Genomic DNA, 14,281 nt, shown 5'->3' with positions numbered 1-14,281 from the left:
TGGAAAACCTGGATAAACCTTACAAACTGTATGGAAGTATATAGCTTAGATTGTAATGGGGACATTTTTAAAAACATCAAAAAGGGTAAAACCGTCGTTAAAACCCTAGTTCCATCCAAATGGGACGGTGGTCGGATAGGTAATACTTCAAATAGTTCCTGAACTTGGTCGGGCTTTGCTCCCAAAGTTTTGGGAAAATGGCACTATCGAAATCGAATACCCCATGGGACTTGATCTTCTTCTTGATGGAAGGTAAAAAGGCGATCTGATCGTACATCTTGTCATTACTAATATTTGAATACACCTTGGAAGAGTGTTTGGGCAGTTTCAGTCCCCGGGCCATAAGGGCCCCATATATGGGATCTCCTTTATGGACCATGGGCAGGTTGAAGTCCCCTAAGGCGATGATGTTCCCTGAAAAGGCGTTCTTCGATTTGCCGGTCAGGTCGGCATACCGACTGATGGCATAGGTCTCCAAGGCCCTACGGTGCACGTCCGAAGAGGATTCGCTCCCGAAAAAGGAATGAACGTTGATAAGCACCAAGATCTCGTTCTTCCATTGGAAGGAACAGAGGTAAGGGTTTCGGTCGAACCCCGTAAAACCGGAGTCGATCCCCGGTAATTTGATATACTTATGATCCTTTGGGGGTACGGCCACTTCGCCGACAAGTTCCATCATCCTGACCCGTTGTCCATTATATATAAAGGCAAAGCGCTCATTGTTTCCCGCTTTGTCGGAGAATACAAGATCAAATTCCGAAGGTAGATGGCCCTCTATCCGTTTGAGGCCATCCAAGTTTACATTGACCTCCTGGATGGCAATGATATCGAACCAACTAATGATCTCAGCCAAGAGCTCATAATGTTCGGACCATCTCTTTTGTAAACCTAGGTTGGCAATGTTCCAAGAGGCGACCAAGAGCCTATTGGGTGAAGGGTCGGGGATTTGCCTTTTGGACTTGTGTCCTATAAGGAACCCTTTTTGTTCGTCCACTTGGAAGTCATGGACGAAGTTTGGTTTTTCGAATGCGGGCATGATCGTTGGTATTAAGGTCGTCCACTAAGGTACGAAAACCAACTATACAAATGACTATTTTTCAAGTGCTTACCTGTATGTTTTGCGCTCCATGGAATTGTGGTTGTCAAAGAAATCCCGTAATCCTTCCATTAATATCATGGCCAAGGCCTTTCGGGCCAATGGGGTCGACAAAAACCGGGATTCCTCCGGATGGGACAGGAATCCGAGTTCAACAAGTAGGACGGGTATATCCTTAGGGGCCTCACGGAGGATCTGAAAATCCCCGGTTCGGATCCCGCGCGATTCCATACCCAATTTAACGACCAGATCAGCAACCAGTTTTTGGGCCAATCTTTCGGACGGTCCGCCCCTACGATGGATATGGACCTCAATACCTTTAGCCAAGGGATTTGGTGAATGGTTCATATGGATGGAAACGATGGCCTTGGCCCAGACCATCTTGGGGAGCAGCCCACGATCGGTTAGGGATATCAAGGTATCCCTATATCGGGTCAAAAGTATGGGATACCCGATGTCCAAACCGTTTTTAGCGGATTCGGCCATCCATAGTGCGATATCCAACACCAACTCTTTTTCCGGGACCCCAGCTAAGGAGACCGTACCGGGATCGCTTCCGCCATGACCGGGGTCTATCCATATGGGTGTTTGTCCATGGGCCAAGGGGCCTATAATCAGTAGGGTCTTGAAGGCCCACCTTCTTAAATGTTCTTTCATGATGATAGGTTTACCGATCGCGTAATTTTCAATGAAATGGGCCCCTTGCCGGGATTCCCTGAAATTTTAACGTTCCCCGGCGTTAATTTTTTTTGAATCCCGAACATCCTTGGGCCCTAAGGATACTTTAGATCCGAACAGCCCCTATGGGGCCTAAACCTTTCATCATGATTAAAAAACTTATACGGTTGATGCTACCCTTGGTAGCCACTACCGCCTATGGACAGATCGGAGGGATCGAGGATTCCGTAGGGGAGATCTCGGATACGGTACGGGTAATATTCCCCATTATCCTTGGGGTGATCTTCTTGATAGGGTTCCTGTTCAATGCAGGACATTTTTTCGGGGAGAACTCCGATATCAAGAAAGGGATTACACGTGTACTGGTCTTTGTACTATTGGCCGGGGCGGTAGTTGGGATCTTTACCTATCTGATAGGCCTTGTGGTCTGATGAGGACTTTTGGGACATATAAGGGAATAAGGGAAGGGGCACGGATCTGGGGATTGGACCTATTGGGGTTTGCTTGGATGATGGCCTCGATCGTACTGTCCCTGATCATATTGATCTTTTCCTTTGGGATTTGGCTCTTTCTATCCTTGGTGGTTTGGAACCTTATGTTTTATCTCGGATTGGGGACCATATCCCATTATAGGTGGGGTGACATCGTCACAGTTGGGCCATTTATATATTCCAACAGGAAGGGAGGGCTGTTCCATGAATAACCTGGATCTTTTTGCCTACGGTCCCATTTGGGATATCCAAGACCACTGGCTCTATGCCAATAATGGTAATATCATAGGTTGCTATCGTTTGGAGCTCCCGGAACCCTATGGCCTGTCGGAAAATGGCTTCGACAGGCTCCATTCGCTTTGGACCAAGGCATTATCCTTATTACCCCCGGGAACCATGGTCCATAGACAGGACCTGTTCCTTGGGGCCCAGGTGGATATGGGAAAAGTTACAGGGTTCCTATCCAAGGCTACGGCGGCCTATTTCCAAGGGAGGCCTTTTGCAAAGCATACCGCATATGTTTTTTTCATCCAGCCTATAGATGGGATATTGGCGCCCTCCCGTTTATCCCATCCCTTCCGCCGGACCCCAAAAAACATGGTAAAAGATCTGGATGCCCGGGCGGGACGCTTCCAAAAGGCCATATCCGGTTGTGTGGATCTATTGGCCAGTGACCGTAGCCTTGATCTGTTTCCCATGTCACGGGAGGCGATTTTCAGGCATTCGAAAAGATATCTGAACGGATTCTCGAACCTCTTGGAGAGTTCCGCTTTTTTGGAAGGCGGAAGGCTAAGGATAGGGGATTTCCTTTATGGGGCCCTTTCATTGAACAATGAGGATTGTTTCGGGGATAAGGTATCCAACTGTACAGTGGTAGAGGGAAGGGGAGGTTCAATTGGGGGGCCAGGACGTTCCTGGGCCCATGATATGGGGGCAGGTATCCTAGGCGATCATTTGGTCAACCAGATTTTCTTAATGGATACACCCGGGCATTGGGAACGGATATTGGCCGATCGTATCACAGGGCTGCAAAAAAGCGTGAATTTCGGGCATAGGAACCGGGCCTTGCTTAAAAAGGCCCTAAAACTTCAAGAGACCATTCTGGAAGATCCAGGGATAAGATTGGGCCGCGGACATTATAATATAATGTACTGGGAGCGGGATATGGAGGTGTTAAGGGAGCGGGAACGGGTTTTTTTGACCGAGTTCCATAAACTGGATCTAGCCCCTTACTTGAACTTAGGTCGGGAATTGACCCAGTTGTACCTTAATTCGCACCCATGCCATGGTACCCATTTGGGTGATCGTGAACTCTATGTGGCCGACCTTCGCCAAGCTTTGTGCCTCGGTCAATATACGGGTGGATATCGTTCCGATCGAAAGGGTATATGCTTTACCGATAGGTTACATAACATCCCGACCTGTCTGGATCTGTGGGATGCGGAACAAAACTGGGTCAAGGCCCGTAACTTCATGGTATTCGCCCCGACCGGGGAGGGCAAGTCCTTTTTGGTGAACCATATGCTGCGCCAATATTTGGAAATAGGGGTGCGGATGGTGATCATAGACCTTGGGGGATCTTATTCCAAAATGGCCCATCTATATCCCAAAGGTTCCCTTGTAGTACGCTACCGAGCGGGCCACGGGTTGGGGATCAATCCTTTCAGGACAGGACCTGAGGGGATGGGTCCCGGGTTCCTTGAAGGCCTATGTACTTTTTTGTCCCAGCTTTTCGGTAGTGGTGTGTTAGGGGAGCGATCTTCCAGGGTGGCCTTGAAAAAACTTCTGGCCCATTATTACCAAAACAGTTCGGAAACCCATTGCCTTTCCGGCTTCCATGTCCATCTAAGGGAAAACGGGCCCGGGCTTCTCCTAACATTGGATATACCACAAGGGGCATTCGATCTATCGGGTTACCTACATCTATCCTCCGAATATGTGGAAGACGGTCTCTATGCTTTTTTGTTCAGGGATGGGCCGGACAACAGTGGCCCCTGGCGGGATGCCCGTTTGGTCGTTTTCGAGTTGGATGAAGCCGATGGCAGCCCGGAGATCCTATCGATCTTATTGCTCCTGATCCAACGTACCGTCCATCAGGTGGTTTGGAAGGACCGGAGTTCCAGGGGAATCGTACTGTTTGATGAGTTCGCCAAACAATTGAAGTACCCCAAGGTTTTGGAGGGCGTCGAATATTATTATCAAGCGATACGTAAACAGGAAGGTGCCATAGGGACCATACTACAGTCCGTCTCACAATTACCTATCAACGACACGGCCGCCAGTATTTTGGATAACACCCAATTGATATTTTGCCTGCATAATGACAAAGGCTATAGGGCCTTGGTGGATCGCTTGGGGTTAAGTGGGCATGAGCATGCCTTGTTGCAGGATCTGCGCAACGGCAAAAATCCTTATGGAAGATATACGGAGATATTCATCAAACAGGGCAGAAGGGCCAATATCTACAGGCTTGAGGTGCCCCCTGAGGTACATGCCGCCTATCTAACGGATGGGCCACGACATGAAACTATCATGGGCCTTTTCCGGGAGACAGGGGATATGGAGAAGGCCATCAGGATCTTTTTGGAACAAGAAAAACAATGATTATGTACAAATTATTTGGAATGCTATCGATTTGGCTCTGTTTGGGCCAAGGCCTTTGGGGCCAGGGGATGCCCGTTTATGACAATACCAATTTCTTGACCTTGGGCAAGCAGCTCGTGGAATCGGGTAAACAGACCGCCGAACTCCTCAAAATGGTGGAGTTCCTCAAACAACAAAAGGAAAGGTTGGAACTGGTCAATGGCTGGGTCCGGGAGCTCAAGGCGGTTGAGGAACTTTTGGCAGATCATCGAAAGATCTTTACCAGGATCGAAGGTGACCTGCAGGAGATTTTGGGTTCACCCTATGTGACAGCGGTGGAGAGGGACCGTATGGTTTCCACTTTTGAAGGCCTTTTGGAGCTAGCCCAAGAAGATCTGGAGTTCCTATCCACACTTTTGTTGGAGGGTGGTTTCGATATGGACGACGCCCAACGTACCACCTTTATCTTGGATACGCGTAGACGGATGCAAGCCTTGGATTGGGATACCCAAAGGAGGTTGTCCCGCTATCGGGACCTTTTGGCCCTGCGTGAGTCCCAATGGCTATCCCAACAACGGACAATGCCTTATTGATCATGGGATATTCACTTGTCCTAGGTACCGGCCTGGAGTATATGGACGCCATCTTCAGAACGATCCGAGAGAGCGGGTTCGCCCAATATACGATCGTCGGGGCCAAGGCACTAGGGGTAGCGTTGTTCTTGGCCAACCTGATCAAAGGCTATGTCGAAGGGGCCGCGGAAAGGGAAGGGGTAAGTTGGGGGTTGAGGCCCCGCGATCTATTACGTAACCTGGCTTTTGTATTGGCGATGTTACATGCCCCTGAGATCCTAGGGTTGTTGGATGGTCTATTGGTCGCATTGGAATCGGCCTTTACCGAGACCGCACCTGCGCTGCTTCCCTTGAGCATCCAGGAATTCGCCATCGATGAGGAACCCGTTTTCTGGGAAGTTGCCGAAAAAGTTTGGGCCTTGGTTTATGAGGCCTTCAGTTCCCCGGTCTTTGGGATAAAGATGTTCAGTTTCGGTTTTGCATTGACATTATGGGCCATCGACCTGTTCCTATACCCCCTTTTCCTGGCGGAAAGGTTCTTTATCCTAGGGGTACTACAGGTATTCTTTCCCTTGGTCATGGCCTTGGCCGTCTTTGAGCGTTTCAGGGGGATGGCATATTCTTTTTTCCGTCTTTATATAGGTGTATATATGTTGGTACCTGCTTTTTTTCTGGTCAACATATTCATCAATGCGCTATACCGGGCGATCAATTCCGGGTTTTGGGAGGCCCTTTGGGGGGAGCCTGCCGAGGGTACGATCATCCGTACCCTTTTGGAAGCCACATCGATCGGCTTTATCGTCGTACTCAAATTCCGCCTTTATAAACGGGCGATCACATTTACCTTGAGGTTGTTCACTTCCTAAAACATCGATTATGAAAACACCATACAAAAACCTGTATTCCGCTTTGAGGTGGAACCGTTTGATTACCATGGGGACCACTTTTTTGGCCCTTTTGAGCTGTGGGGCGGCGGCCCTTCTGGTCCATACTATCTATAAGGATGCGATGGGATCTGCCTTTGTCCTTGGGGCCAAGGGGAGGGTATTGCCCTTGGACAGGATCGCCCTTGAGGATATAGGGGCAGTGGAGGCCAAATCCCATTTGGATCTTTTCCATCGGTACTTCTATGGGTTGGATCCCGCTACCTATGACACGAAACTGGAAAAGGCACTGTGGTTAGGGGATGGTACAGTGGATGAGGTCTATCGTCAAAAGAAAATGGATGGGACCTATAACAGGTTGTTACAATTCGCTTTGATCCAACAGATAGTCAGCGTAAGGCCCGAACTATTGGAGGACGGCAAGACCTCAAGGGCCTTCAAGTGTACGACAGTGTTCGATCTTAGGCGGGGAGGTTCCATTGAACGTTATGAGCTGGTCAGCCGTGGCAGGTTGCTTGCGGTGGACCGGAAATTTCCCGAGAACCCCCATGGATTATTGATCACGGATTACTTCGAGGAATCCCTGCGTAAGATAGTTCTACCCAAAACTACCCCTTATGGTAATAGATAGGAAGAAATCAATCTTTATGGGAATCGTATTACTGGTGATGACCCTGATGTCGATATATGGTATTTGGATCTTTAGGGAAGTCCCTATGGACAGTGACCCCCTCAAGGGAACCGGGATCCCGGGGCTATTGGGGGATACCTTGGTTTATTCCAATCGTAAACAGGCCTTGGACGCTTGGAAAGGGGATAAAGAGCTTTCCCTACCCGAGTTGGCACAAACCGGGAATCCCGATTTGGAACAGGGGAGGTTGGATAGCTTATATGCAAAGGCCCGTAGGGTCTACCATGGACATAAGGGAAATGGGAACAGGGTACCCCAGAGAAGGATCGTTCCGGATACCGCCACCAACCCGAGGGACAATGGACCGGTTCCCAAAGAGGGACCAATTGATGTACAAGCCTTTTTTCCGGAATCCCGGGATATCGGACTTTCCCCGCCCATCGAGGTACGTGTCCTAGGGGATCAAAGGGTCAGGGCCGGTATGCTCTTACGGATGCAATTGATGGTGGATGTCCCCTTAGGCCGAGATACGGTGCCCAAGTACACTACCTTTTATGGTAAGGTGGGATTGGCCCCCTATAGATTATTGGTGGAGGTAGGGGCACCATTTGGCCATGCCCTGGAGGTGACGGCCTATGATCCCAATGACGGATGGGAAGGTTTGCCTTTGGATGGGAAAGGAATCGATGGGGCCCCTGCAAGATTGGGTAGCGATGCATTGGACAGGGTACAGGTACCGGGCCTTCCGGAACTCAGGGGCCTTCGGAACCTATTGAAAAGGGATCTGTCGAAATTAACGGTAACGGTCCCCGACAGGACCGTATTGGAACTCAGGAAAAAACAAAACGAATAAAGATGGACAAGATGAGGATTTTCGCAATGGTATATATAATGTCCCTTTCGGGGCTTTTTTCCCAGGAAAAGGTCTTGGACACCATTTATGCCAATAGGGATATGATGGTCGGGGTCTCCTTCGGGAGCCCCATAATGGGTGCTACCTGTAGTACGGCCCGTTTCTCTTTCGATTTCGATGGGAAAACCCCACAGACCATGGGGTTCTTGAGGGCGGATAAAGGGGCCATGGGCAACCTTTGGGTGCGAACCAAGGATGGTAGTATCTATTGTTTGGTTTTAGGGTATATGGGTTCCCTTGAGCGGCTACACTATGTGATAGCATCCGAGAGTGCTGTTATCCCTTCTTCGTCAAGGGACCCCGAAAGAGGGGTTGAATCCCCTGAAAAAGTGTTGGTTACCAAGGGTAAAGGGATGTCAGGTGGACCCGACCTCACAACCTTGGAAAAAAACTGTCAGGCCCTACTCAGGTTACCGGAAAGATTGGACCTGGGCGATCGTAACGGTGGTTTTTCCTTTAAGGTCACCAATTGGGTATATGGTCAAGGACTGGTCTATCTGCAAATTTCCGTCTCCAATCGATCCGGGGTGGATTTCGTTTGGGAGCAGTTAAAACTATTCCGTTCGGCCAGAAAGGTGGTCCGTAGGGCCATCACCCAGGATACCGAAATCGTCCCGATCTATATACATGGTCAGCCCAAAACGATCGGGCAAGGGGGGGAGGCCAGGGTCGTTTTGGTCCTACCGCGATTCGTCATGGGAAAAGGGGAATCCATGCGTTTGGATCTTTGGGAACCTCATGGTCGGCGGTTAACGGTCAAGCTCCGTGCTCCCCATTTTACGTATTGATGGTGCTTTATCCTTTGTATCCGGGGGGGGACGGCGGATATAGTCTTGAAAAATGGTCCCGGACTTCCTTATGGATCCGTCTAAAGTTCCTTTCCAGTTCCATTGCCCCGATTTTCTTAGGTCGGGGCAATCGTTTTCCAAGGCGGGGTGCCTTAAAGCGGACCTTACGGTCTTTTCCATCATGGAAGACCACGAATTCCCCTTGATCCAACCGAAAGAAGGCATCGGCCCGCATCTTGGCGACTTCTTTTTCCCCTTTGCTTATCCGGGTATCGAACCCTAGGCCTATCCCACGGGAAATGGTGGTGGTCCTTTTCTTGATGGGTTCGAAGAAACGTTCATAATATTTGGCCGTATCCGGATCGTTGGCCTTTCCAAAGAATTGATAGGAAAGATTGGCCAGGATGGCCCTTGCCTTTTTCTCCCCGTAGACGATATCGTTCTGGATCTTGTCCTGCATTACGTATAGGGTAAGGATGTCATAGCCCCTAAGGGTGGCCGGAATCCTATGCATTTCCGGTAGACGGATCGTAGGGGCCTCCTCCATGAGCAGGAAGGAGGGGCGTTGTCCGACTAGGGACATACATTGTATGGTGGAATGGATCACGGCCGAGATTACCGGTGAAAGGGAGGTCCCGTTTCGGGGATGGTTCACCAAACAGAGTATGGCAGGGGAACTTTTTTGGTTGATATCCAATGGTACGCCATCGTATCCCAAGGTCCAGAATATGCCCTTGGTCGCGATCTTTTTAAGGGCATTCGATAGGGTAGCCCGTATACCCGCCAATTGTCTTGGGGAAGGAACGCTGGAGAGAAAGGCGTCCGCCATAGCCTTGGAAACGATATCGTCACTTAAGAAACGGGCCAGTGCTTCCAAATCCAAGGTTTGGTAAAGGGCCATCAAATGTGGCAGGCTACAGAAGCCCGGGAAATCAGTGCGTAACCGCCAAATGATCCCTGCCAAAAGGCCTTCGACCGCATCATCGAAGAACCGGGCCGCTCCCGAACGTTGACCATCTTCCCTTTCCAGAAGGTTGTCCATCAGGACACGTGCCATGGCATGGACGCTTTCCTCATTGGGAAGGTAGGCCGGGGCAATGGGGTTTATGCGATCGTGGAAGGGACCGAACGATACCAGGTAAAAGGGTATCCCCTTCCCATCGAAAAGTGGGTAGGCCATCCCGGCGATCTCGAAATCCTTATAATCATGTATGACCCCTGAGAAACCATGTTTGGCGAAATGCTCTAGAAAAGCGGCCACTACACTCTCGGTCTTACCGCTGCCTGCGGCCCCGATCACCGAGACCCCACGGCGTATGTTCTCTAGTACCAAAGGACCACCGGTGGTCCGGATCGAGGCCCTATACCTGTTTTTTTGGGAGGCCGACCTTCGGGTTGCCACTGCCCCTAGTAATATCAGATGAAAGGACCAAAAAGGGAGTTGGAGCCACAACAGTATGAGGGTTGCGTTATCCATTCCGAAAAAGAGGTGATAATTGATTTGGGCCAATACTGTCGCTAGCGGGGCCATCCATTTCCCCAGGGGGACCCATCGGATCGAAATCAAGTCGATCAACAGAAGGGATACGATGGTCAGAATCGTTGACATATCCATGGTTCAATACTCTATGGCGGCACTCCTTAAGGTCTTTGAAAGCCCTTTTTTAACGCTTTTTATGGGATCTTTGAGGGGGCCGATCGCTGCTAATGGTACCGGCATGCGTGTCCCTAAGGTTTTAAGGAGCTTTAGGGCGATGGCTTTTTCCCCTTTCGGTAGACCCAATATCTTTTGGTAAAAAGCCTTGGGGTCGTTCAAAAGGGCCTTACGACCAGTATAGGTCTCGACATAGTTCCTGTTATACCCCGTTACGGTATCGAAGGTCTTTTCGGCGGACTCTAAAAAAGCATTGCGATCAAAACCTCTTTTTATGGGTTTGCCGTTCAGTACCACTTCAGAGGCACGGTATTTCGAAAGTGGGGAAAGGATATGTTTACCTTGGATATCCTTTCGACTGACGATAATGTGTACATGGGTCTGCAGACCGGGTTTTTCCATTCCGGAAACGATACGTTTACCTTGGGCGCGGTATGGGGCCTGTTTATCGAGGGCATCGATCTTGGCCTGGATCCGCCTTAAGTTCCCTTGTATTTCCCCCCGGGCGATCTTGGCCATGTCGTTTTTTAGCTTGACGATCTCTTTATGATAAGGGGCGTTACCCAGGACCTGCCTTTCAAAGCCCCGAAAGGTCCTCTTGTCCTCGATCTTGGCGAAGAACATAATATCGCTTACCTGTATCCTTTGGTTGCGATTGAAGTTATGGGCATAGGCCTCCATGAGTTTTCGGGTATATTGTTTTAAGAGTTGTTTATCGTTCCGGATATGTTTCAGTTCCCTTTGGCTGGGACTGACCACTATGGAATAGAACCGAGGATCCTTCTTTTTGAGTTTGGCGGTGTTGCCATCGATTTCGGCTATCACCCTTTCCGATGGGATCCCATCGGTATCCAGATTGAAGAACCCTTTCCGGGCCTCGGGCCCAATGGTTTTTTCCTCTTTTTCCAGATAGGTCACGTAATCACGTACGCTACCTGTGTACGTACTTTCCAGTTTTTGGGCGGAGATGTTGATATGCATGAGATTATCTTTTTAGTTCCATTTTCAATCGGTTGATCTTGGATATGGGGGTTTGGAGCCTTAGGTAAGGTTTACCCATTCTTGGGTTTACCTCTATGACGCAATCGAGTAGCTCCTGGAGTTCCTTTTCCATCGAAAGGAGTCGTTCCCATTCCGTTTGTTGTATTGGTTCGGGAAAGCCTTCCCGTTCGCCATGGTGCCCTTGGTCATGATCCATGATCGACCTGGTGGTTTGCTCTATCAAGGCCTCCAATAGTCCCAAGGTCGGTCGTGTCTGATGTCTCTCGATGTTCTTGATTATGGCCACCACGGCATCAATGCGTTTGCGGGTCCTATCCTGTTCCCTTTGGAACCGTGGTCCGAAACGGTCCTTGGGCCCTATACCATGAAAAGTAAAGAAGTCCATACAGGACTCGAGACAATCCGAATAGGTCATCGCCGCTTTTCTGGAAAAGATCTTGAACCTTTCCAGGGTCTTTTTATGTATCCGTATGGTCCCAAATCCATCCATGATCTTCGGATTGTTACAATGTGGCCCCGTTCCTGTGGGGCCAACACCATGATTGTTACAATTCTAACCTCGGCCATTTTTGGGCCGACCTTCCTTATTCCTTATGAACACTGGGCCGAATGGCCCTTCACCCCCCGTAATGCCGCTTTTTGCGCATTACCGTCTTGCTATTCCTTTTTTTCAGGGAATCGTTTTTGAATGTATCATGGGACAGGTGTTTTTCGAGTTTGTTCCCTTGACCTTAACATGACCGACGACGATTTTTTATCAAATCCTCAACCCATAGGCCATAGTTTGGGAATGGAAAGCACCAGGAGCAATTAATCAGTAAAGTATCCCTTGATCGGCGAAACTGTAATAGTCCCCGTTGGGGGCGAGGATCAGATGGTCTAGGATCTTTATATCGAAGTAGGAGGCGGCCTTAATGATTTTCGATGTTGTTTCCCTATCCGCCGAACTTGGCGAAAGATTGCCGCTTGGGTGGTTATGGGCCAAGATAAGTCCAACGGAGAGTGATTTTAGGGCAACGGCCATCAAGATCCTTATATCCACCAAGGTACCATGGATACCGCCTTTGGATAACTCATATTGGCCTTTGACCCTATTGGATCTGTCCAGTAGTAGTACCTTGAAGGTTTCCTGTAGTCCCAATACACCTTTGTCCCATTGGAAGAACAATATTTCCGCCGCATCCGCGGACAGCTTTATCTTGGGAGCCTTTTTGATGTGATCCCCGCCATAATAGCTTACCTTGATTTCATTGATCCTGTTCTCCATTTATGGGGTATTGGATAAGAAAAAGCGGGAAGGGCCTGACCCTTCCCGCTTTTTCTTATTGTTTTTTCGGTAAATGGATGTTTTCGGCCACTATTTCAGTGACATATCGTTGATTACCGTCCGGACCGGGGAAAGATCTGGTCCTGAGTTTTCCCTCCAGGGACATTTCCATACCTTTGGTAACGAACCTTTGGATGATATGGGCGGTTTTACCCCAGGCTATCACCATATGCCAATCGGTCGTTTTTTGCGTATTACCCTGTGCGTCCTTATAGAACTCATTAGTGGCCAGTCGTAGACGTGCCACTTTTTTGCCACTTTCCAGATCTGTCACCTTTGGATCCTGTCCAACATTACCGATCAATCGTACTTGGTTTCTCAATGTTCCCATATTCATTAGTTTTAAATGGTTAAAAAAAAAATCGATTTACTTATTATATCCTGAGCATTGTCTTTTTTTGATTCTTTTCGCCCGGTACTTTTCCATGTTCGTATACATTCCATTTTGCTGATTTTCGCTTTACTTCCCATAGTGCCCTCGCATCGTCTTTTTTTGATGCAAAGTCCTTACGGTATCCCCCCATGGTGGGGCGTATAAATAGTACGACGGTTTATGCCGCCCTGCCATGGGGGGATACCGTTCTTTAGCAATCGAAAAAAGACGATGTGAGGGCATTACGGTGATGATGGAAAACGGAAAGGGGACGGTGTGGTAACAAAATGGGGCGTTAACTATCGGAGGATATCATAGCGGATGTTTTTGATCTCCTGACCTACTTCCGTCCTTCAATTCGGAACCCCTCTGTCATAAGGGTACCGACCTAGTAGGGACGATCGATCAGGGAGGAGCCGTTTAACATAGGTGTCATGTCGATTTTCTTGTTCTTGTATTTGAAGGTATTCTGAAATAAAACAAAACATAAAACATTATAAATGAGATGCATACATGTGCTACAGGCTGATCTTTTCGAATAGGATATCTTCTAATATAAAGTTCTCGAAAAAAAGTTTCGAAAAATCATAAAAAAATAGGTGACCCGGATAAACCTAGGTTGTCTTAACCTTAAAATTATCGGAGATGGAACATGTAAACATAGACTTTGGTTTTTTGGATAAGGAACTGATCCAGGCGATAAAAGCGGTCTATCCTGAAGGTTTTAACGAATATGATGTGATAAGTTTCTCATCCACTACCGGTCAAACTGAGGATAGGGTGAGATTGGTGGTAAAGGATAAGGTCCTTTTGCTAAAAAAAAGTGTCGCCCAGGAGTTCCCCGAAATATTCGATGATGCCTATTTCGAGGAACTGAAAAAAGGGTGGGACGAAGATCAATGTGATGCCGAGTTCTGTTAGGGCCTCGAATATGTCGGACCAATTCTAGGGGTTATCGGCACATTGGGCCTTAGCATAAGTTATTTGCCGGAAAAACGTAAAGAGCGGGCTTGGATGGTAAATAAACAGAATTGTTGTTAATAGATTGATGTGATGGTTGGTGATTACAATCCGAGGTCTTTGATCAACCTGGGGATTGGTGGGGGCCGGGGTTAAAATACCGGCTCCCCATTTTTATTGGGACGTGTCCGATAGATCCCTTAAAGAGGATCACGGATCGGGAACCGAAATTAGGAAAGTAGGGTCAACATATATGTCAATATCCGTTTGATCATGGCCCAATTGGGTTATCGCGCTTTGCGGGGTCGACGGGATACTAAGGAATAAAC

15 protein-coding genes are annotated in these 14,281 nt (G+C 48.6%); 8 read left to right on the top strand and 7 right to left on the bottom strand.

Annotated features, from left to right (window positions below):
* Positions 1-97: 97 nt before the first annotated feature.
* Both B7P33_RS06320 and B7P33_RS06315 read right to left on the bottom strand, forming a co-directional pair.
* Positions 98-1,036, bottom strand: a complete 939-nt coding sequence (locus tag B7P33_RS06320) for an endonuclease/exonuclease/phosphatase family protein (protein WP_097441122.1) — start codon at positions 1,034-1,036, stop codon at positions 98-100.
* 69 nt (positions 1,037-1,105) lie between these two features.
* The gene (locus B7P33_RS06315) at positions 1,106-1,753 is read right to left on the bottom strand and encodes an N-acetylmuramoyl-L-alanine amidase family protein (protein ID WP_097441121.1); all 648 of its coding nucleotides are present in this window, start codon (positions 1,751-1,753) and stop codon (positions 1,106-1,108) included.
* A 167-nt stretch (positions 1,754-1,920) separates the two neighbouring features.
* Between B7P33_RS06315 and B7P33_RS06310 the strand changes: the two genes are divergently transcribed.
* The 7 genes from B7P33_RS06310 to B7P33_RS06275 all read left to right on the top strand — a co-directional run bounded on the left by B7P33_RS06310 (position 1,921) and on the right by B7P33_RS06275 (position 8,636).
* A complete protein-coding gene (locus tag B7P33_RS06310; RefSeq protein ID WP_172435869.1) occupies positions 1,921-2,205 on the top strand; it encodes a hypothetical protein in 285 nt (94 codons plus the stop codon).
* Between the two features lie 264 nt (positions 2,206-2,469).
* The gene (locus tag B7P33_RS06300) at positions 2,470-4,869 is read left to right on the top strand and encodes a VirB4 family type IV secretion system protein (protein ID WP_097441119.1); all 2,400 of its coding nucleotides are present in this window, start codon (positions 2,470-2,472) and stop codon (positions 4,867-4,869) included.
* 2 nt (positions 4,870-4,871) lie between these two features.
* A complete protein-coding gene (locus B7P33_RS06295) occupies positions 4,872-5,441 on the top strand; it encodes a conjugal transfer protein (RefSeq protein WP_141402402.1) in 570 nt (189 codons plus the stop codon).
* Positions 5,442-5,443: 2 nt separating this feature from the next.
* Positions 5,444-6,286: a hypothetical protein gene (locus tag B7P33_RS06290; protein WP_097441117.1), complete on the top strand. Its 843-nt coding sequence runs from the start codon at positions 5,444-5,446 to the stop codon at positions 6,284-6,286.
* 10 nt (positions 6,287-6,296) lie between these two features.
* A complete protein-coding gene (locus B7P33_RS06285; protein WP_097441116.1) occupies positions 6,297-6,935 on the top strand; it encodes a conjugal transfer protein TraK in 639 nt (212 codons plus the stop codon).
* 16 nt (positions 6,936-6,951) lie between these two features.
* The gene (gene traM, locus B7P33_RS06280; protein ID WP_097441115.1) at positions 6,952-7,788 is read left to right on the top strand and encodes a conjugative transposon protein TraM; all 837 of its coding nucleotides are present in this window, start codon (positions 6,952-6,954) and stop codon (positions 7,786-7,788) included.
* Positions 7,789-7,790: 2 nt separating this feature from the next.
* Positions 7,791-8,636, top strand: a complete 846-nt coding sequence (locus B7P33_RS06275) for a DUF4138 domain-containing protein (RefSeq protein WP_097441114.1) — start codon at positions 7,791-7,793, stop codon at positions 8,634-8,636.
* Between the two features lie 7 nt (positions 8,637-8,643).
* On the opposite strand, the gene B7P33_RS06270 is transcribed toward B7P33_RS06275, so the two are convergent.
* From B7P33_RS06270 to B7P33_RS06250, 5 genes are all read right to left on the bottom strand, one after another.
* Entirely contained in the window at positions 8,644-10,245 is a 1,602-nt protein-coding gene (locus B7P33_RS06270; RefSeq protein WP_245871683.1) for a type IV secretory system conjugative DNA transfer family protein, read from the bottom strand.
* A 9-nt stretch (positions 10,246-10,254) separates the two neighbouring features.
* Positions 10,255-11,271: a MobB family relaxase gene (gene mobB, locus B7P33_RS06265; protein WP_097441113.1), complete on the bottom strand. Its 1,017-nt coding sequence runs from the start codon at positions 11,269-11,271 to the stop codon at positions 10,255-10,257.
* Between the two features lie 4 nt (positions 11,272-11,275).
* Positions 11,276-11,782, bottom strand: a complete 507-nt coding sequence (locus B7P33_RS06260) for a BfmA/BtgA family mobilization protein (protein ID WP_097441112.1) — start codon at positions 11,780-11,782, stop codon at positions 11,276-11,278.
* A gap of 324 nt (positions 11,783-12,106) precedes the next feature.
* Entirely contained in the window at positions 12,107-12,559 is a 453-nt protein-coding gene (locus B7P33_RS06255; protein WP_097441111.1) for a JAB domain-containing protein, read from the bottom strand.
* A 55-nt stretch (positions 12,560-12,614) separates the two neighbouring features.
* On the bottom strand, positions 12,615-12,950 hold the full coding sequence (locus B7P33_RS06250) for a single-stranded DNA-binding protein (protein ID WP_097441248.1): 336 nt from the start codon (positions 12,948-12,950) through the stop codon (positions 12,615-12,617).
* Between the two features lie 687 nt (positions 12,951-13,637).
* On the opposite strand from B7P33_RS06250, the gene B7P33_RS06245 reads away from it, so the two are divergent.
* A complete protein-coding gene (locus tag B7P33_RS06245) occupies positions 13,638-13,913 on the top strand; it encodes a hypothetical protein (protein WP_097441110.1) in 276 nt (91 codons plus the stop codon).
* Positions 13,914-14,281: the final 368 nt, after the last annotated feature.

It is taken from the genome of Sediminicola luteus (genome assembly GCF_002514735.1).
Lineage (GTDB): Bacteria > Bacteroidota > Bacteroidia > Flavobacteriales > Flavobacteriaceae > HQA918.
The sequence above is the reverse complement of the archived record's forward strand: the minus strand, read 5'-3'. Positions and strand labels throughout refer to the sequence as shown.